3 protein-coding genes are annotated in these 22,267 nt (G+C 46.5%); all 3 read left to right on the plus strand.

Annotation, left to right across the window (positions count from 1 at the left end; genetic code table 11):
- Positions 1–24: 24 nt before the first annotated feature.
- The 3 genes from GKC25_RS01865 (at position 25) to GKC25_RS01875 (ending at position 22,261) form a co-directional block, all read left to right on the plus strand.
- Positions 25–3,858: a non-ribosomal peptide synthetase gene (locus GKC25_RS01865; RefSeq protein WP_268496460.1), complete on the plus strand. Its 3,834-nt coding sequence runs from the start codon at positions 25–27 to the stop codon at positions 3,856–3,858.
- A 63-nt stretch (positions 3,859–3,921) separates the two neighbouring features.
- On the plus strand, positions 3,922–14,052 hold the full coding sequence (locus tag GKC25_RS01870) for an amino acid adenylation domain-containing protein (protein ID WP_034664135.1): 10,131 nt from the start codon (positions 3,922–3,924) through the stop codon (positions 14,050–14,052).
- 13 nt (positions 14,053–14,065) lie between these two features.
- Positions 14,066–22,261 carry an amino acid adenylation domain-containing protein gene (locus GKC25_RS01875; RefSeq protein ID WP_342689893.1) on the plus strand — a complete coding sequence of 2,732 codons (8,196 nt, stop codon included), beginning with the start codon at positions 14,066–14,068 and terminating at the stop codon, positions 22,259–22,261.
- Positions 22,262–22,267: the final 6 nt, after the last annotated feature.

The following is a 22,267-nucleotide window of genomic DNA, read 5'->3' on the forward strand; positions in this document are numbered from 1 at the left end:
AAACGGGAAGGGAGGATGAAATAGATGAGTTCATTTAAAAGGGATCAAGTTCAAGACATGTATTATCTGTCACCGATGCAAGAAGGAATGCTGTTTCATACCCTCCATCATCAAGAAAAGGGATTTTATGTAGAGCAAATGGATATGAACGTAAAGGGCACACTGCGTCATGACTTACTTGAGAAAAGCATGAATGTCATCGTGGAGCGGTACGATATTTTTCGTACCGTATTTCTCCACGAAAAAGTGAAGCGCCCTGTCCAAGTTGTGCTGAAGAAACGCCCTTTTACGCTTGATGTGGTGGACATGCAGGATCTTTCTGAAGACGAACAGCTTGTACGTATTGAGACATTTAAACAACAGGATCAGCTGAGAGGATTTGATCTCTCGAAGGATTCTCTCATGCGGGCATCCGTTTTCCAAACGGGCCCTGCCAGCTATCGCTGGATATGGAGCTATCACCATATCCTCCTTGATGGCTGGTGCTTTGGGCTTGTGGTGCAGGAGTTATTTGCGATTTATCATGCACTTTTGCATGACATCCCTTACAAGCTGGAACCGGTTAAACCATACAAAGAATATATTCAATGGCTGGAAAAACAAGATAAACAAGCATCACTTCAATACTGGCAGCAATCATTAGCCGGGTTTGATGGACAATCAACCTTTAAAGAACAGAGAAAACAAACGAATGAACATGAATTAGGCGAAATGGAATGGTCGATGAGCAAAGAAGAAACGGCTGCTTTATCAGAGTTAGCGTTGCAGCAAAATGCCACGTTAAGCAGCGTGCTTCAATCGGTGTGGTCAATTCTGCTGAGCAGATATCAGCGTTCAAATGATGTGTTGTTTGGCACGGTTGTGTCGGGACGTCCGGCAGATTTGGCTGGTGTTGACAGAATGGTTGGCTTGTTCATCAATGTCATCCCAAGAAGAATTCAGCTGACAGATGACATGACATTCCGTTCTCTTCTATCAGAGACTCAGCAGCAGTCTCTTGCAGCCGAGCCGCACCAATATATTCCGATTTATGATATTCAGGCAAAGACAGGTCAGCAGCCACTCATTGATCATATTGTCGTGTTTGAAAACGTCCCAGCCGCAAAGAAGGACGAGCAAGAGGCGCGATTAGGGTTTACTGTGGAAAACATGAATGTATATGAAAAATCGAACTATGATCTCAATTTGCTGGCATCACCAGGAGAACAATTGCAATTGAAGCTGGCCTTTAACCAAAAAGCATTTGATCCTCAATTTGTCCACCGGTTAAAGGAGCAGCTGAGTCTATTGATGAACGAGGCGATCAAGCATCCCGATCAATCGGTTCATACACTTACACTCGTCACGAAACAGGAAAAGCAGCTGATTCTTGAGGAATGGAATGCGCCTGAGCTTGAGCATGACCAGCTGTATTTGTCGAAATGGTTTGAGCATAATGTCCGCAAACAGCCGAATGCAGTGGCATTATCAGCAGGTGAGCACACGATGACATATGCGGAGCTGAATGAACAAGCCAATCGATTGGCAAGGCATTTGCAAAAAAATGGGGTCACGCATCAAACGGTCATCGCCATTTTAGCCGACCGCACGCCTGAACTTATTGTCAGCCTGCTGGCTGTCTTAAAAGCAGGCGCAATCTATGTGCCAATTGATCCCGATTATCCAGAAAGCCGCATTCAATACATGCTTAAAGACAGCGGGGCAACGCATCTTCTGACTCACTCATGCTTTATCGGTCAGGCGAAGGCACTTGCGTTTGATGGTACGTATCTGTTTGCGGATGATCAGGAAATTTCACTGATGAGCTCAGAGAATCTTCTGCTAGAAGCAGGCTTACACGATACGGCTTACATCATGTATACATCTGGTACAACAGGTCAGCCAAAAGGCATCATGACGACCCATTCCAATATTGCCCGGGTGGTCAAAAATACGAACTACTTAACCATTTCAGAAACAGATACACTGCTGTCACTATCCAACAGCGTATTTGATGGCTTTACATTTGATGTGTATGGCGCACTTTTAAACGGAGCGAAGCTTGTCCTGCCGAAAAAAGAGATCATTTTAGACATGGGCGAGCTGACGGGGCTGATTAAAAGAGAAAGCATTTCTGTCATGTTTGTTCCGACTGCATTATTTAATCTCCTCGTTGATGAAGAAACCGACTGGATGCGCAGTGTGCGCAAGGTGCTGTTCGGAGGAGAGCGGGCATCGGTACAGCATGTGAGGAAAGCCTTTGATGTCATGGGGAAAGACAGACTGATCAATGTCTACGGTCCAACCGAATCAACGGTCTTCGCCACCTATTATCCAGTAGATGAGGCTCTGCCGGTAGAGACGCGTTCGATTCCAATCGGAAAGCCGCTCAACCAGACGGGTGCTTATATATTGAGCCCGCACGGACAGCTTCAGCCGATTGGAATGGTCGGAGAACTATGCCTGAGCGGAAAAGGGCTTGCGAAGGGGTATTTGAATCGTCCTGATCTGACAAAACAAGCCTTTATCGCCCATCCATTTGCTGCGGGAGAAAGGCTGTATCGTACGGGAGACTTGGCTTATTTTCGAGCAGACGGTTTAATTGAGTATGCAGGCAGAGTGGATGATCAGGTGAAAATTCGCGGTCATCGAATTGAGCTGACAGAAATTGAAGCCCACCTTCTCATGCATCCAGGCGTAAAGCAAGCTGCCCTTATAGCTGATCAGCATAACACGCAGCATACAAGGCTGCTCGCCTATATGACGTGTGAGGAGGAGTGGAAGGACAAACTCGATGTGATCAAGTCAGGGCTGAAGGAAAAACTTCCGGCTTACATGCAGCCTCATGAGCTGATCAGACTTGAGAAAATGCCGCTTACGCCAAATGGAAAGGTTGATAAACGTCAGCTGCCAAAGCCAGAGGCGCCTCAAGGAAACCGCCATGTGAAGCTTCCAGTAAATGAGGTAGAACAAAAGTTGCTTGTGATGTGGAGGGAAGTGCTTGAAAGAGATGATATCAGCACAGATGACCATTTTTTTGAGCTTGGCGGGCATTCATTAAAAGCGATGTCGCTTTTATCCAAGGTGTCGAAGGAATTCGATGTTCAGGTGCCCATTCACTTGCTGTTTGAGACGCCTACTATTGAAGCAATCAGCCGTTATATTCAACAGCAGGATCAGGAAGCCGCAGGCTATCTTGTATTCAATGAATCTCAAACGCCAACAGTCTTTGCTCTCCCGCCATTACCAGGCTATGGCTTTATTTATCAGGAAGCCGCAAAAACGCTTGATGGTGTTCGTTTGATCGCCTTTGACTTTATTGAAGCCGATCATCGAATTTCGCAATATGTTCAGCATATCCAGCACCTTCAGCCTGAAGGACCGCTGACTTTGATGGGATACTCTGGCGGGTGCTACCTAGCCTTTGAGCTTGTTCAATCGCTCGAACAAGCAGGGCGGACCGTCGAAAAGGTCATCATGATCGATTCCTATAAGAAAATAGGAGAAAGTGATTTAGAAGGACGATCCATTGATGACGATATAGCAGCGATCGTCCATCAGTCGCAGCAAAGTGAACTTGCCCAAGCGGAGCTCATCCAAGACGCGCTGGCTCAAAAAACGAGAGCCTACTATGAAACTTTTGTTAAGGGGGTGAACCAAGGAGAGATACAAGCAGACATTGACTTCATCCAATCCGAAGAGCAAATTGCGATACCAGACTGGATGGAAAATTGGGAAGCTGCGACGACCGGCGCTTATCGACAATATCAAGGCTATGGTCAGCACGCTGACATGTTCAAAAACAAAGAATGTGCCGCTCAAAATGCACAGCTGATCCAAAAGATAGTCCATCATAAAAATAGAGAAGCAGTCTTGTAAACTTTAGATTAGGCAGGGGTGCACACTGGCAGCCCTGCCTGACAAAAAAGGAAAGGAACTCATATGAAACCATCAACCATCAATCAATCGAATGTACATGAATCAATGGATACGATTTTACAAGATGTACAGAAAACCATTTTACAAACCAACGAAATCGAACGCTTCGCTGTTTTTTCTCGTGAAAAAACCATTCGACCTCGGCCATATCACCTCTCTCATTTATTTCTCGACCATCACATGGAGCAGGAGGCCGCAGTTGAATGGATACAGACGCAAATGGCTTCGCCTATTTTAGCGGACATGCCCCCAGCCATTTCCTATGGGGGGGATATAGATGTTAGTGCAGGAGCTCAAACCTTGCAGGACGCTCTAACTGAGGCAGCCAAAACGACAAACGGGCTGACTTATATCATCAATAGTGAAAATGAACTCACGCAATCCTACGCACAGTTAAAGGAGGATGCCGAACGGGTTCTGACGGGTTTAAGGGCACTAGGGCTTGAGCCAGGTGATCCTGTCTTCTTTCAATTTTCATCGAATCATGCGATGGTCACGGCCTTTTGGGCATGTGTGTTAGGCGGATTTGTCCCAACACTTGTATCGGCAGCCCCGACCTATCGGGAAATGAATGCCTCAGTGAAGAAGCTTCATCACGCTTGGAACCTGCTGGAACACCCGCTCATTCTCACGGATGACTCGCTAATTGATGAGGTGCAAGGCTTAGCTTTACTGTGGCATACAGATCAATTACGTGTGGCAGCCGTTGAACCGATGCTCACTTTAGAAAGAGATCTAGAAGCACATCCAGTCACGCCTGATGATTCAGTCTTTTTTATCTTAACGTCTGGAAGTACGGGGATGCCTAAATGCGTAGAGCATTCTCATAGAAGTGTGCTGGCGAATGTCAAAGGGACAGTGGCAGCCAATCAGTTTACACAAGAGGATGTCTCGTTAGACTGGATGCCATTAGATCATATTGGCGGCATTGTGATGTTCCACCTTGTCAATGTGTACACAGGCTGTGAACAGATTCGGGCAAGGACAGATGACTTCATCGCTCAGCCGCTGCGCTGGCTTGACTGGATGGACCGCTATCGTGCAACGAAGACGTGGGCACCTAACTTCGCATTTGCGATGATCAATGATTATGAGAAAGACATTTCTTCAGGTTCCTGGGATCTTTCTGCCATGACGTGTATGATCAATGGGGCAGAAGCGGTCGTACCGAAGACAATTCACCGGTTTTTACACCTGCTCGCTCCGCACGGCTTAAAGGGAGACGTCATCAGACCGGCTTTCGGCATGTCTGAAATCTCATCAGCCGTTGTCTTCTCTTTTGCGATTGAGCGGGGAGATGAAAACAGCGGGGTTCTGACCTTTGAGGAAACGTCGCTGACAGAGCAGCTAAGACCAGCGGAGGCACGTGAGACAGGAACCGTCAGCTTTACAGAGCTGGGGAAACCGATTCCGGGTATCACGATTCGTATCGTCAACCATCAGCATGAGCTTCTTCCCGAAGATCACATTGGCAGCGTGCAAATCAAAGGGCCGACGACGATGAAGGGCTATTACAAGAATGACGAAGCGAATCAAGAGGTTTTTCAAACAGAGGGCTGGTTTCACACGGGTGATTTAGGTTTTCTGCACGAAGGAAGGCTGACATTAACCGGTAGAGAAAAAGACATGATCATCATCAACGGGAAAAATTATCACAACTATGAGATTGAAGCCATGGCAGAGGAAGTACCAGGCGTAGAAACGAGCTTTGTGGCTGCTTGCTCCGTTCGGATGGAGGCATCTGCATCCGATGAACTGATTCTCTTTTTTACACCGAAGCTGTATGAGCCTGCTTATATCATGAGGGCTAGCCAGCACATTAAAACCCATATTGCGACAAAAATGGGTCTGTCTGCATCAAAGGTTATCCCTGTCCAGAAGCATGCCTTTCCGAAAACAAGCTCTGGAAAAATAGAAAGGGCACAGCTCAAGACAAGGTGGCAGGAAGGTGAATTCGACGAAATCATTAAGGAACTGGACATCAGACTTGAAAATGAACACACCTTGCCTGATTGGAGTTATCAAAAGAAGTGGACACCTGCTCCGCTTCATGAAACTGAAAAGCAAACAGCAGGGGACATGGTGATCTTTGCAGATGCATTAGGGCTGGCAGATCAATTGAGATCTCTCTCAAACAATGAACAAACCTATATTACGGTTGAACCGGGTCAAGCATTCACACAACTCACACATACTCACTTCATCATCCACCCGAATCGGCCGTCAGACTACGAACAACTCTTTGAGACGCTCCGTTCGTATGGCGTTTCGGTGAAACAAATCATTCACCTTTGGAACTACACAAACAAGGAAGACACACTTCAAGCGGCAATGGCGAAGGAAGCGCAGAAAACTGGCAGCATGAGTGCATTATATGTAACAAAAGCGATTGCCGCCTATGAGGAACCTGTAGAGATCACCTTTGTCTCAGCTCATGCGATGAATTTGCCAGAAGATCAAACGCATCATGTGGAAAAAGCAACGACAACAGGATTGATGACAGCTGTACAGCATGAATGGCCGTTTATCAAGGTGCGATGTCTTGATTTTTCTCTAACAGAACCGGCTGACCGTTCTCATGCATCAGCGATCATGACAGAGCTTACACATGACACAAGCCATCATATCGCTGCTTACCGCGAAGGTGTTCGTTATATTCCTCTTTTATCACCGCTGCATCTGGAAAAAGATCAAAAGAGGAAGAAACCGCCATTTGAATCATCTGGGCTTTACGTGATGACAGGAGGGCTTGGCGGCATTGGGCGGATGCTGAGTGAACACCTTCTGACGTCCTATCAAGTGCATCTTGTGCTGCTTGGAAGAAAAGCACGAAAGGCTTTATCTGCGGAGCAGCAAGACGTTTTGACCTCACTTGAGAAACAAGCGAAAGACCATGGCGGCACAGTTTTTTATGAAGAAGTGGACATGACGGACGCAAAAGACATTGAAGCGCTCATCTCAAGACAAGAGGCGGCTCAAGGAAAAAAGCTGCATGGCGTGATTCATTTCGCTGGCATCATTCAAGAGGAGCTGCTTGCTGACATGACGTCTGCGTCCTTACATGCGATGTACGAAGCGAAGGTATATGGCACGATTGCGCTTCATGAAGCGGCTTCTAAACGGCAGAACGTCTTATTTCTATCTAGCTCGTCAGCACGAACGTTAAAGGGCGGGATGACCGTCGGCGCTTATTGCGCTGCCAATGAGTTCGTTGAACAATTTGCTCATTATCAAAGGCTGACATCTACAGTGAAGCCGTATTGCTTTAGCTTTAGCATGTGGGATGAGGTCGGCATGAGCGAGGGTTCGATGATCAAAGGCATGTTAAAAGAAAGAGGCTATCTCCCGATTCCGAAGCGGGCGGGCTTCCAGACAATGCTGGCATGTTTGATGACAGATGCGCCACTCATTTATATGGGATTAGATCGGTCGAAGCAGGACATTCAAGAAATGAGCCAAGCGGAGAGGCAAACAGAGCAAGCCGTGTATGTCTTTTTTAAAACCGACAAAACAAAGGCCATTGAAGAACGGCTGTATCAGTCCATTTATACGTGTTTGCAGTCTCATCTATCTGGTGAATATTCCGTGCATCTATTTCCTGAGGAATATTGGAAAGAATCAGAGGGTGGCATGCCGGATGAAGCGTATTTCAAAGCATTCATTGAGGAAAGTGGACAGGATGCAGAGGACAGAGCGCCTCAAACGGAGACGGAGAAACTTTTGGCAAACATTTGGTCCGAGCTGCTTGATGTCTCACATGTCAGCTGTGGTGATCATTTCTTTCTACTCGGGGGTCATTCGCTCAAGGCAACGCAAATGCTGTCTGCGGTGAGACAAAGAATGGGATTTGACGTGCCGCTCGCTGTTCTTTTTGAGCATACGAGACTTGGGGAATTAGCGGAATGGATCGATTCGCATGCAAAAGTGGATGAAGCGGTACAGGTGCGGAAAATGGAAAAGGGTCAGGAGATTCCGATGTCTTATGCCCAGCAAAGACAGTGGTTTCTCTATCAATTACAGCCCGATCTGCCATTTTACAATAATACAATTTCCTTTCGGATGAATGGACCTTTAGATGTGAAGGTGCTTCAGAGCAGTCTTCAGCAAATGGTGCAAAGGCATGAATCGCTCAGAACTTCCTTTACCATGAGCGGCGATGAACCAGTGCAGATCATACATGAGCATATGACTCTTCCAGAGCTTGAAGTGGTGGATCTATCAGATCTGACAGCACAGAAAGAAAAAGAACAAAAAGCGGCTGAATGGGCAAAAAGAGAGGCGGGCACACCTTTCCGCTTAGAACATGATCCGCTCTTTCGAGTGAAACTGATTCGGCTGTCGGAAACAGATCATTTACTGCTGATGTCCATTCACCACATTGTGTCAGATGGCTGGTCGGTTGGGATTGCCGCAAGAGAGCTGTCTGAGTGGTATACAGCGATGATTGACAAGAGAGAGCCTGATCTTTCGCCGCTGCCAATTCAATATGCGGATTACGCACTATGGCAGAAGGAGTATTTGACTGGAGAGACGCTGCAGAAGCAGATTTCCTATTGGAAGGAGCAATTTGCGGTCCCTGTAGAAGATTTGGTTTTGCCGTATGACTACCCGCGGCCAGCCGTTCAATCCTACAAGGGAAAAACGAAAAAATACCACTTGTCGAAGTCGCTGTCTGAGCAGCTGGCTGCCCTTTCTAAAAAGACAGACAGCACCCTTTATATGACGTTACTGACTGCCTTTTCTACCTTGCTGCATCGATTGTCTTCACAGGATGAGTTTGTGATTGGATCAGTCATTGCTGGGAGAAATCGGACGGAGATGGAGCATCTCATCGGATTTTTCGTAAATACGCTGGCACTTCGGATCGATCATAGCGGGAATCCTGCTTTCACTGAACTATTAGAGCGGGTGAAAGAAACAACAATGGGCGCCTATGCGCATCAGGATGTGCCGTTTGAGATGGTCGTAGATGAGCTGAATATTGTACGTGAGGCTGGCAAGCAGCCGCTGTTTCAGGTCATGTTCGTTCTGCAAAACCTACCGCTTGAAGCTTCTCCGATGGGGGAGGCGACATCCGTTTTAGCCATTGAAGATAACGATACCGCCAAATTTGATCTATCCCTGTTTGTTTTTGAAGGGGCGGAGGGTCTTCAATTAAAACTGGAGTATGATGTGGACTTATTTTCTGACGACACGATGGATCGGTTCCTTCGGTACTACGAGCATCTGCTTGCGTGTATTTGTGAAAATCCAGCACAGCCGATCAGACAAATGAATTACCTGCCAGAGAAAGAAAAGTATCAGCTGCTCTATGAATGGAGCGGTAAAACCAATCAGCCTGCAGGCCCGCTTCTCATCACGGAACGGTTTGAAGCGCAGGTGAGAAAGTCACCCGATGCCATTGCTCTCGAATTCGGGGAAGAGCAGTGGACGTATCGTGTGTTACAAGAGAAAGTCGACCGGCTTGCTGCTTCTCTGCAGCAGCGAGGTGTGACGCCGCATGAACCAGTAGGGCTGCTCATCGACAGGTCGCCTCAAATGATTCTTGGGGTGCTGGCGATTGTGAAAGCAGGAGGTGCCTACGTGCCAATTGATCCTGAATATCCAGATACACGGATTGATTATATGCTGAGGGATACAGGTATTCAGCTGTTACTGACAAAAAATGAATGGCTCAAAAAGGTGTCCATCAGCCAAACCGAACTCATTTGTCTTGATGAGGGATATGAAGAGTTTTTATCAGAAGCAGAACTCATACCTGCTGCCCTAAAACCTGATGGACTCGCTTATATCAATTACACGTCAGGATCAACTGGACAGCCGAAAGGGGTTTTGATCCCGCATCAAGCAGTCATCCGGCTTGTTTGTGAAACAGATTATGTCACCCTTGATGAACATACGCGCATTTTACAAATCGCCAGCTTCTCCTTTGATGCCTTTACGTATGAAATATGGGGAGCCCTGCTAAATGGGGGAAGGCTGATCCTGACCGATCGAAATACGATTTTATCAATGGATACGCTGGCTGAAACGCTGACATCATACAAGATTACAACAGGATTTCTGACGGTGCCGCTGTTCAACCGGTTAACAGAGGAACATCCTGAAGCCTTATCTGGATTCGATGCATTATTGGTTGGTGGAGATGCGCTCTCAGCTGCTCATATCCGCAAGGCACTGCCGTATTTACCTGAAGGGCTTTTAAACGGCTATGGACCAACTGAGAATACGACGTTCTCCTGTGTGCATCACATTCGCTCATTAGACGAAGGGCAGGCGACAGTTCCTATCGGTCAGCCAATTGCTTATTCACAAGCCTATGTATTAGACGACCAGCTGCAGCCGGTTCCGCAGGGTGTTATTGGAGAGATCTACGTTGGCGGAACAGGGCTGGCACTCGGTTACCTTGGAGATGAAGAAAAAACATCGCAATCATTTATCCCGCATCCTTTCCAAAAAGGAGCGCGTTTATATAAAACAGGCGATATGGGCCGCTGGCTCTCAAATGGCACCATCGACTGCATTGGAAGAATGGATCATCAAGTGAAAATACGCGGACACCGCGTCGAATGCGGAGAAATTGAAGCCGCTATGCTGAGTGTTGAAGACATCATAGAATGTGCTGTCATTCCGCATCAGCACGAAAGTGGTCATAAGCGGCTCATCGGTTATTTTGTCCAAAAAGGTGCATGGATCCAGCAAGACATTCGCAGCGCCTTGAAAGACAAGCTGCCAGATTATATGGTACCAAGTCTATTCATAGAGCTAGAGGAACTGCCGCTCACGCCAAACGGCAAGGTAGACCAAAAGCGTCTCCCGCCGCCAGAGTGGAGACAGGAAGAAGTGGACAAACCAGCAGATAAGGCACTCAGTGAGGAAGAACGAGTGCTGGAAAAAGTGTGGACTCAGCTTCTTGGCACTCCTTCAATTAGTGTACATGATAACTACTTTGAGCTTGGCGGAGATTCCATTATTGTCATACAAATGGTGGCACGTCTAGCACAGGAAGGCTACATCATTCAGCCAAGAGATGTATTTGAAAAACAGACCATTTCACAGCTGGCACGCGCTATGAAAAGAGCGGATGTGTCTGTGTCCTATGATCAATCGCCTGTTACAGGAGAAGTTCGTCTGCTTCCAATCCAATCTTGGTTCCTTGAGCAATCAATGACAAACCAAGATTATTGGAATCTATCAGCGCATATTGAATTCAAGCAATCTATACAACCCGAACAATTATCAAAAGTTCTTTCAAAGCTTGTCGATCATCACGATATGCTGAGAGCCATTTATACAAAAGCAGCAGACGGCACATGGATTCAAACCATTCGTGCGCCTGGCATCATCCCTTGTGTCACATTTTTTGATTTGACGGATGTTTCTCACGAGGAAGCGCTGGAGCAAATTCACTTGGAGACAAGCGCTTGTCAAGGAACATTGTCATTAGAGCGGGGAGAAGTGATCAAAGCCATTCTTTTTCAGACAAGTGGTCGTACGTCTGAACTCTTTATCGCAGCCCACCATCTTGTGATGGATGGAATATCGTGGCGCATCATACAGGAAGATCTATTAAATGGATTGAAGCAGCTTGCAGCAGGGCAGGAGATCACACTTGCAAAGAAAACCGCTTCCTATCAGCAGTGGGCAGATGCACTCTATGAATATGCACAAACCGATCAATTACAAGAGCAGGTTCCTTTTTGGCAAAAGATCATGGATCAAGAGGAAGAAGGTTCTCCTTTTCAAACACCTGCGCTTTTCAATATAGAAGAACATGCAGAGATCCTGACTGTTCAATTGACGAAGGATCAAACAGACATTTTACTAAGGCACGCATCACAAGCGTACCGAACTGAGGTCAACGATTTACTTTTATCAGGACTTGCGCAAGCCGTTGGAAAGCCAATATTGATCACGTTAGAAGGACACGGACGCGAGGATTTATTTGAACAGATGGATTTGTCACGGACAGTCGGCTGGTTTACAAGCTCTTATCCTATTTTTATTCCTTTTATTCAAACCGATGTGGAGAGACAAATCAAAGATGTCAAAGAAACCTTAAGAGCTGTGCCGCAAAAGGGGATCGGCTATGGCTTGCTTCAATACATGACAGCATCTCGCTTACTCAAAACGGCAGCGCCGCAGATGAGCTTTAATTACCTTGGACAGTTAGATCAAATAGATGGTGAAGCAAATCTGTATTTAGCAGATGAACGAAATGGACATGTACATGATCCAAAAGCAGAAAGACAGCATTTAATCGATGTGTACGGATACGTTGTCAGTGGCCAGCTTCAGATGAATTTTATGATCAATCGTGAACTGCTTCAGCATGAAGAGGTGCGCCATTTACCTGAACGGTTCAAAGAAAAAATGGAGGACATTCTGACGCATTGTGTAGAGACAAAAGGCGGCTTTACGCCATCTGATTTTCCAATGGTCCAGCTGACACAAAAGCAAATAGATGAGCTTCCAGACAATGTGGTGGATGTGTATCCACTATCTCCGATGCAGCAAGGGATGCTGTTTCATGCACTGTTAGATCAAGCGTCACAGGCTTATTTTGGTCAGGTGCATATGACGCTCGAAGGCTTAACGGACGGCGAAGCCTATGAAAAAGCATGGAATCTGCTTGTAGAACGTCATTCGATTTTGCGGACAAGATTTGCTTGGGAGGGGCTAAAGGAGCCTGTCCAATTGATTCAATCAGAAGGAAGCATTCACCTCACTCAGCACGATGTGCGCCACCTGAGTGAAACGGATCAGAAGAAAACCATTGAGCGTTATTTACAATCCGATCGTTCAAAGGATTTCGAATTAGAGGATGCGGCTGAACCGCTCATTCGTATCGCTTTATTCCATCGTGACGAGAAAACATGCACGTTTGTTTTTAGCTTTCATCATATTTTAATCGATGGCTGGAGCCTGTTCGGCTTGATTGAGGAATCCTTTTCAATGTATCGCTCTCTTGTGGATGAACGAGAGATGAACCTTCTGGCTGTGCGTCCATATAAAGATTTTATTGAGTGGCTGCAAAAGCAGGATCAAGAGAGGGCGCAAGAGTTCTGGAAACATTATATGTCAGGAGTGGAGGAAGCCACACCACTTCCTGGGGACGGAGAGCAGACTTCGAATGAAGGAGCAGGTATTGATCAATTTAGTATCAAACTGACGCCTGAAATGCAGCAGAAGCTGGAGAAGATGACAGGCACACAGAAGGTCACGATGAGCACACTGATTCAGGCGGCATGGGGACTGCTCTTGCACCTTCATTCAGGCTCAGAGGATGTCGTGTTCGGTGTCACAGTATCTGGACGGCCGGCGGACTTACCAGAGGTTGAAAGCATGACAGGGCTCTTTATTAACACCTTGCCGCTCCGTTTGCCGATCACACCAGACAGGACCATTGCCGAGCTGCTGGCACAGACGCAGGAAACGGTTTTTCACATGCGAGAATTTGAGTATACCGTATTGCCAGATATTCAGCAGATGACCCAAATCCCGAATGGAGAATCATTGTTTAACAGCATTGTCGTGTTTGAAAACTATCCGATTGAATCTGTAGAGCCGTATGGTGTACGGATATTAGACATTGCAAGTCATGAAGAAACAAACTATGACCTGACCCTTGTGGCTGTCCCAGGAGATACGCTGGAGCTTCGAGTCACATACCGCTTCAATCAATATACAGAAAAACAAATACAATCGCTGATGCAGCAGCTGGGCCACACACTTGAAGCCATGACAGAACAAGTGGAGACACCACTCTCTGATTTCACGATGGTAACAAATGAAGAAAAAGAGCGGATGATCACCGAGTGGGCGAAAAACGCACAAGTCAGCGTGCTGTACCCAGACCAAGAAGAGGTCTACTCAGGAGTGCACGATCCTTCCTGTGAGACGGAAATATTTGTGCTAAGCGAAGAGCATCAGCTCATGCCGATAGGATTTTCTGGAGATATTTTTATCGGCACGAAGGATATCAAAGCACTTTGCGGGGAGCTTGCCGATTGGATGGAGACGCATAAAATTCCGCATCCATTCAAACATCAAACAGGCGAATACCTCTATCCGACAGGGGATGTCGGCGTTTGGACTGAAAAAAACAAGATTCAGATTTTGGATTGGATGTAGGAGGAGAAGAACGATGTTAGTTAGTAGACGAAAAGGACATGCAGCAAATCATATCGTCAGAATCAACGGAAAACGAATCGATCTCAAAGCATTAGAGCAAGTCATGATGCTTCATTTTCCGCTAAAGGAATGTGTGTTAATCCCTAAGAAAAATCAAGAAGGCAGCCTCTCGCTTGTGCTATTTGCACAGGCGAAGGACCCTTCGCTGACAAGAGAGGACTTGATGAAAGGCCCGCTTCATCCCTATGAAGTACCAGCCGCTCTCGTCTTATTGCCTTCCTTGCCAAGGGCAGAAAGTGGAGCCATCGATACAGAAGCATTGCTTTCGATTGACATCATAGATGAAGAGGGTTTAAGAAAGATAGAAGAGCGTACGAAAGCCATAGATGGAGTGGAGGAAGCGGCCGCTCTCATTGAAAGTCAGACAGAAAAACAAATGCCTTATCACCTAGATGACCTGTTTCCTAATCGGCAGCGTGCGCAAGGGAACGTATCGATCTCGAAGGATGAAGCGGGCGAAACAAAGCAAGCATCCGCTCATGAAAAGCCGCCAGCACTTGTGTATGGCGGGGATGTCATCAAAAAACCAGGCACACCTGTCACACTGACAGAGGTGCTGATTCGATCAGCCTTTATGTCACCTGACCGCGGGGTGACCTATATCAAAGAAGGCGGGCGCACATTGACCCAAACCTATCCTGAGTTACTCACAAACGCAGAACGGGTTCTGTCTGGTTTAAGGAAAGCAGGGCTGACAAATGGCGATCAAGTGTTACTTCAATTAAAAGATCATCATGATTTCATCACCGTGTTTTGGGGCTGTATTCTCGGTGGCATCATTCCGACTCCAGTCTCTGTTCCGCCTGTTTATGATGAGATGAATCAAGGAGTGAACAAGCTCAAGGGCGTGTTTCAGCTGCAAAATGAACCGTTTATTATTACAAAAGAAGCAAGTGCTGAAGACATTGCTGGGCTGCGTGAGACATTTGAGGCAAAAGAAATACCTATTTTAACAGTAGAAACATTGCTTACGTGTGAACCGGATGAACAGCATTATGAGCCAGAGCCGGATGAGCCTGTGCTTCAGCTGCTGTCTTCAGGAAGTACGGGTGTGCCTAAGTGTATCCGTCACAACCATCAAAGTATTTTATCTCGGATCATCTCCTTTGAGCAGACAAATGGCTTTACGCATGAGGATGTGTCGCTTAACTGGATGCCGCTTGATCATGTAGGAGGCATTGTCATGTTTCATGTGCATGACGTCTACCTTGGCTGCCAGCAGATTAGTCCATCCATCGATCAATTTATCGAGCGGCCGATGGTGTGGCTGGATTGGGTAGAAACATACGGCGTCACAAGGACATGGGCACCGAATTTTGCTTTTGCCATGATGAATGAATATGAGGACGACATTCGCAAGGGGAGCTGGGATCTCTCCACACTGACTTATATTATGAATGCAGCCGAAGCGGTTGTTCCAAAAGTGACGCAGCGCTTCATGCATATCATGGGTCAGCACAGATTAAGCCGCCATGCGATGGTGCCGGCGTACGGCATGTCTGAAACATCCTCAGCCATTGTTCAATCAAAGAAATTCATGCGGCATGATGATCAGGATGGACAGCTGACGATTGATCAGACCTCGTTAACAGGTGAAATTCAATACGTGACGCAAGATCATCCGCACAAGATGACGTTTACAGAAGTCGGCGTACCTATTCCGTCTGTATGGATTCGGATTGTAGATGAACATCATCATGTGCTGCCAGAAGATCAGGTCGGACGCTTACAGGTGAAGAGTCCAACGATTATGATGGGCTATGATCAAAATGAGGAAGCCAATCAAGAGGTATTTGCGGAAAATGGCTGGTTTCACACAGGGGATTTAGGGTTTATTCATGAAGGGCGTCTTGTTCTGACAGGCCGGGAAAAGGACATCATCGTCATCAACGGAGCCAACTATTTGAATTACGAAATTGAAGCGGTTGTGGAAGAGGTGGACGGGGTTGAAGTCACCTTTGCCGCTGCGTACGGCATTTACAATCCCGAATCAAGCAACGACACGCTTGCCGTCTTTTTTGTCTCGCAAAAAGATTCAATAGAGGAACAAATCACGATGATTCAGCAGATTAGAGAGGCCATCATCCGAAAAATCGGGATAGAGCCTGATCACATCATTCCGGTGAAAAAAGACCAATTTCCGAAAACAGAGAGTGGGAAAATCCAACGTGCCCAGTTAGGTGCAGCGCTAAAAGAGGGAGTATTCCGTGACATTGAAAGGGCACTGGATCTTGCTTCTGAAAATGAACAAACACTCCCAGATTGGTTTTTCAAACGCACTTGGGCAAAGGAGCATATTGGTCCGTCTCAGCCTTCTGCTGATCATGTACTCGTTTTCGAGGATGAAAAAGGGCTGTACCAATCACTTTACGCACAATTTGAACAAAGAAATCAGCCCTATGTTTCTGTGAAAAAAGGGCGTGAATTTTTGCGTTTGTCCAAAGGGATGTACCAGATGAATCCGAGAATCAAGGGGGATTATGTCAGGCTCGCTGCAGCACTTGAAGCAGATGAATTAAAGACAGGGCAGGTACTCCACTTGTGGAATGTGACAGACAAAGAAGCCATCGTTGAGCCTGCGCAGTTCAAAGAAATGCATGCGAGTACCAATCAATCTATTTTGTACTTGTATCAAGCTTGGAGGCAAGAAAACAAAGAGCCAGTCCGGCTTGTCGTGGTGACAAAGGGTGGTCAATTTGTAAGCCCTGAAGAAGATCTTCATGTGGAGAAAACGTCGCTCGCTGGTTTATTAAAAACCATCCCGCAAGAATGGGAAGGAGCAGAGGTGTCCCATATTGATATTGAAGCGGAGCGTGTGGAACAGGATGCAAAGCACATTGCTGAAGAGCTGTCAGCGATTCATATAAAAGCAGAGGTGTCATACCGAAACGGGCACAGGTTCGTACCAAAGCTGGAAAAAGTCAATATGATGAAAGCACCTCAAACAGAAGGGTTTTTAGAATATGAAGGTCTTTATTTGCTGACTGGAGGTCTTGGCGGTATTGGATTTGAGCTGTCTAAGCAGATGCTCCAATTTGGCCTAAAGCTCGTATTGATTGGAAGGACTTCTCTGGAAGACAGCCTGGAAAAGAAAGAGGCGTTCTCACAGCTAAAAGGCCTCGGTGATGTCATCTATGTACAAGCGGATGTGACCAATTTAGCTGACGTCGAGCGGGCGATTTACAAAGCAGAAAAACATTTTGGTCAATCGATCCGAGGCGTGCTGCATTTAGCTGGGGCTGGCAATGTGTCAGAGCATTTTCAGCATGCGGATAAGTATGCATTGGCTCATACGTCAGAAGAGGATTTCACAAAGGAGCTGTCAGGGAAAGCAGACGGAGCGTTTGTCCTGCAGGAAGCCTTCAAGCATGACCCGGCAGTACCACTCGTCTTTTTTGGATCGGTGAATGGCTTTTTTGGCGGCACAACATTCGGGGCATACTCTGCAGCCAACAGCTTTTTAGATGGACTTGCGCACGCTCTCACCTTTCAAGAAGGAAGACGGGCGATCTCTTTGAACTTCAGCATGTGGGATAATCTTGGTTTGTCTAAGGGACATACCGGCGCAGCGCTAACCGTTCGCAAGGGATTTCAATTGGTTGGAAAGAAGCAAGGTCTCCATTCATTATGTCTAGGTGCCCGGCTGAATGAAGCGCATCTATTTATCGGCCTAGACGGAGCCAATCCAGAAATCGCTGAGTATCTTCAGCCAGCACCAATACCGACTTTTGAGAAAAAGCTTTTTTACACGGTTCAGTCTGGCAAAGAAGTGCATGTTGAAGATATCGCAGGCGTAACAAAAGGTGACTGGGATATTCAGCAAGTACAGGAAATACCGAAAAAACAAGATGGCTCTATTGATCATGAAGCCCTCAAGCTGAATCATCACAAAAATGGACAACCCCTTGAAAAACAATTGCCAGAAACGAAAACAGAGCAAATTCTTGCTGCCATATGGGAGGACATTTTAGACGTAGATCGTGTGTACAAAGAGGATCAATTCTTTGATCTTGGCGGGCATTCATTAAAGGCGACTCAAACTATTTCTCGGATCAATCATGAATGTTCAATCAAGGCGCCTTTAAAAATATTATTTGAAAGTAAGCATCTGGCCCATCTGGCGCAAATGGTTGATGACATCAAAGGGGCACCGGCTGTTCAGGAAGCCAAGATTCCAAAGCTTGAAAAGCGAACAAGCTATGAGCTGTCACATGCTCAGAAGCGCATTTGGTTCTTATCCACATTAGAAAAGAGCCATCATTACAATATATTAGGTGCTTGGAAGCTGACAGGACAACTGCACATTCAAGCGTTAACAAAAGCGATCGGTCTCTTAACGAAACGTCATGAAGCACTGCGTGCAACATTTAAATCGCTTGGGGGCAAGCCAGTTCAACTGATACGTGAAGACCTTCCGCCATCCGTCACAGTTGCGAATTTCTCATTATTTAATGAAAAAACGAGAACGAGAAGACTCAAGCAGCTTATTCAGCAAGAGGCAAACCGCGTCTATGATTTAGAAAGAGGACCTCTTTCACAGTGGACGATTGTGGATATGGGCAATGAGGAATTTTATCTTCTTTGCGCGCAGCACCACATCATTTCAGATGCATGGTCGCTCAGCCTGCTCATTCAGGAGTTAGAAGTGGCATATGACGGGCTTCTTTCAGATGAATCGCCGCAGCTCCCGGCGCTGGAAATCGAATGGACAGATTATGTTCATTGGGAAAATGAGCAACTAACGCATCATCAAGCAGACCAAACCTATTGGCTCGATACCTTACAAGGTGAACTTCCAGTGCTAGAGCTGCCGTTTGACCGCCCTCGTTCGCCGGTTCAAACATTTAACGGCGCTACAGAGCAAATCGTCTTGGAAGAACCGCTTATCCGCCGTTTGCAGGCTTTGTCCAAGCAGCAGGGCACAACGCTGTTCATGACGATGCTGTCAGCGTACTACGTCCTGCTTCACAAGCTGTCCGGACAGACAGATATCATCATTGGCTCGCCGATCGCAGGGCGAGATGCCAAACAATCAGAGAAGCTCGTTGGGATGTTTGTGAATACACTTGCGCTGAGGCAGGATATCTCCACAGCAGATACATTTGCTGATGTCATGGAAAACGTGAAAGAGATGACGTTAAAAGCATTTGAGCATCAGCGTTATCCATTTGACAAGCTTGTCGATGATCTTTCGTTGGATAGAGATTTAAGTCGATCGCCTATTTTCCAAGTGGCCATGGGGTATGTAACAGATTCGCTCAATGTAAATCTCAAAGGGCTGACAAGTGAACATGTGATGGTCCATCATACAGTGTCTAAATTTGATCTCACCCTGCATGTATTTGAACAGGGAGATCAGCTGTCGATCCATGTGGAATATAATACAGATTTATTTGATCAAGAGACCATCCATCGTTATATGAATTATTATCTTCATCTGCTAGATGGTATGACGGCTCAGCCTGAACGTACATTTTCTGACTATTGCTTAATGGACAAAGCGGAACAGGCCGCCATGATCATAGGAAAAAACCAAACGGCTACATCATATCCAAAACGGACCCTTCAAGAGCTGTTTGAAGAACAGGTGCAGCGTGATCCGCACCGTATTGCCTTGTCCTATTTGGAAGAGCACATGACTTATCAAGAGTTGGATGAGAAGGCGACACAGCTTGCTGCTTACTTGCAGTCTAAAGGAGTTGGACCAGGTTCACTGGTACCGATGCTTTTTGATCGTTCCTTTGACATGATTGTCTCGGTGCTAGGTATCGTCAAGTCTGGTGCTGCGTATGTTCCGATGTCACCTGAATATCCAGATGCACGCATCCGCCTCATCGTTCGCGATACGCAAAGTGATGTGATCATCACTCAGTCTCATTTTGCAAGTCGTCTAGTAGACTTTACAGGTACAAAGATTAACATGGACAAGCCGTTATCAGAAACAGATGCAGTGTATCAAAGAGAACAATCGATCATAGGGGAAGCCCAGCTGGCCTATGTCAACTACACATCAGGCTCAACAGGTACACCAAAAGGCGTGATGCTCCCTCATGCAGGAGTTGTCCGCCTGGTTAGAGAAACAAACTATATTGAACTAGGTCCAGATGACAAGATGCTTCAGCTCTCAAACTATGCTTTTGATGCCTTTACATTTGAATTATGGGGAATGCTGCTGAATGGCGGTCAGCTGATTCTGATCCCAAAATATGCCGCACTGAATATGGATGAATTATCACGGTTGATCAAAACGCATCAAGTGACAGCCAACTGTCTGCCAACCGCCTTATTCAATCGGCTGGTGGAGCACGATCCAAAAAGTGTAGCAGGCTACCGCACATTACTTGTTGGCGGAGAAGCGATGTCTAGTGAGCATGCACGAAAGGTACTCCCGCATATGGAGGGTGTGCTCATCAATGCTTACGGTCCAACAGAAAACACGACCTTAGCAGCAACACATCAAGTCAAGCACATGCCAGAGGGTGCAAGATCAGTTCCAATTGGTGTCCCGGTATCGAACTCAACTGTCGTCATACTAGATGAAGCGCTCAACCCAGTGCCAGCAGGCGTCAAAGGAGAAATCTATATCGGCGGAACAGGGCTGGCAAAAGGCTACCTTCATGATCCAGAGCGGACGCAGGAGCGTTTTATTGACAATCCATTTCCTGAACTAGAGGGAGACAAGCTGTATCGTTCAGGTGATCTTGGTACATGGCGCTCAGATGGCACCATTGAATATCTCGGCCGAAAAGACAACCTCGTGAAAATTAGAGGCTACCGGATTGAATGTGGGGAAATTGAAACAGCTCTCCTCAAGCATCCGCAAGTAAAGGAATGTACAGTCATCGCCAAAACGTATGGCAGCTCTAAACGGCTGGCAGCCTACCTTGTCACAGACGGGGAGAATCCTGTTCCGGGCTGGAAAGCATTTTTGCAGGAAAGCCTGCCAGGCTACATGATTCCAAGTTACTTTATTGTAATGGACGAAATGCCAGTCACAACGAACGGAAAGGTTGATCAAAAAGCACTGCCAGAGCCGACAGAAACGATCTCTCTTTCCCAGGGGGATGACAAACCAGTCACCGAAACGCAGGAACAAATTGTCACAGCTTTCAAGGAAGTGCTTGGTGTCAAACAAGTAGGCATGCATGACTCCTTCTTTGATTTAGGCGGCGATTCGATTATGAGTATCCAGGCTGTTGCCAAATTAAAAGAAAAGGGGATTCGTGTTGATCCAAAATGGATTTTCATGCATCCAGCACCTGCGCAGCTAGCCGCACATGTGGACGCAATTCCAGAGGCCGGGGAGCATGTCGAAAGGTCTCCGAAGGACTATGTGATTGAGCTGAAAAAAGGCGATCCAGCTGAACCGAGAATATTCTTTGCACCGCCTGCCGGTGGAACGGTCATGGGCTATATCGATGTTGCTAAGCTGATGACACATCAAGGCGCTGTTTATGCCATGCAGTCTCCTGGCTTATATGAGGATGAAGAACCGCAATTCCTTCATTACACAGAGCTTGTCACCATTTTTATTGAAGCCATTGAGACCTTCTATCGACCAGGCATTGACTATCTAGCAGGGCATTCAATGGGCGGGCATCTTGCCTACGGAATGAATCAGCGGCTCTGCCATGCAGGAAAAGCGCCGAAAGGATTGATCATTTTAGATACGGTGCCAGTGCTAAGAGATGAGGCAGATCAGGCGCTCCATGCCGATATGAACGAAGAAGAAGTGAAAATGCTTGCGCTTGTCCTAGGAATGGGAAATCTCGTCGGCATCCAGCCAGAAGCATTACAAGGGCTGAGCTTCCAAGAAGTGAAACAGACAATACTCAAAGAGGCGGAAAAGGATGAAGTGGTTCATCAATTTATGAATGATCAATATTTAGATAAATATTTGCAAATGCAAACGCATAATACGATCATGTCACAAGCCATTGAATTAGAAAAAGAACCATTCCCTGTGCCGTTTTATATTGTACAAAGCAGTGATCACGCCATCGATTTCCAGAAGAAGTTCTCAGACTGGGAGGCTTATACGAAAGGGTCGTGCTCGTATTATCACATCAAAGGAGACCATGTCACCATGATGAAAAGGCCGCAGGCAGATGAACTGGCACGGATTCTTCAAACGATTATAAAGGGGTAAGGACGT

The organism is Bacillus pumilus (assembly GCF_038738535.1).
Taxonomy (GTDB): Bacteria; Bacillota; Bacilli; order Bacillales; family Bacillaceae; genus Bacillus.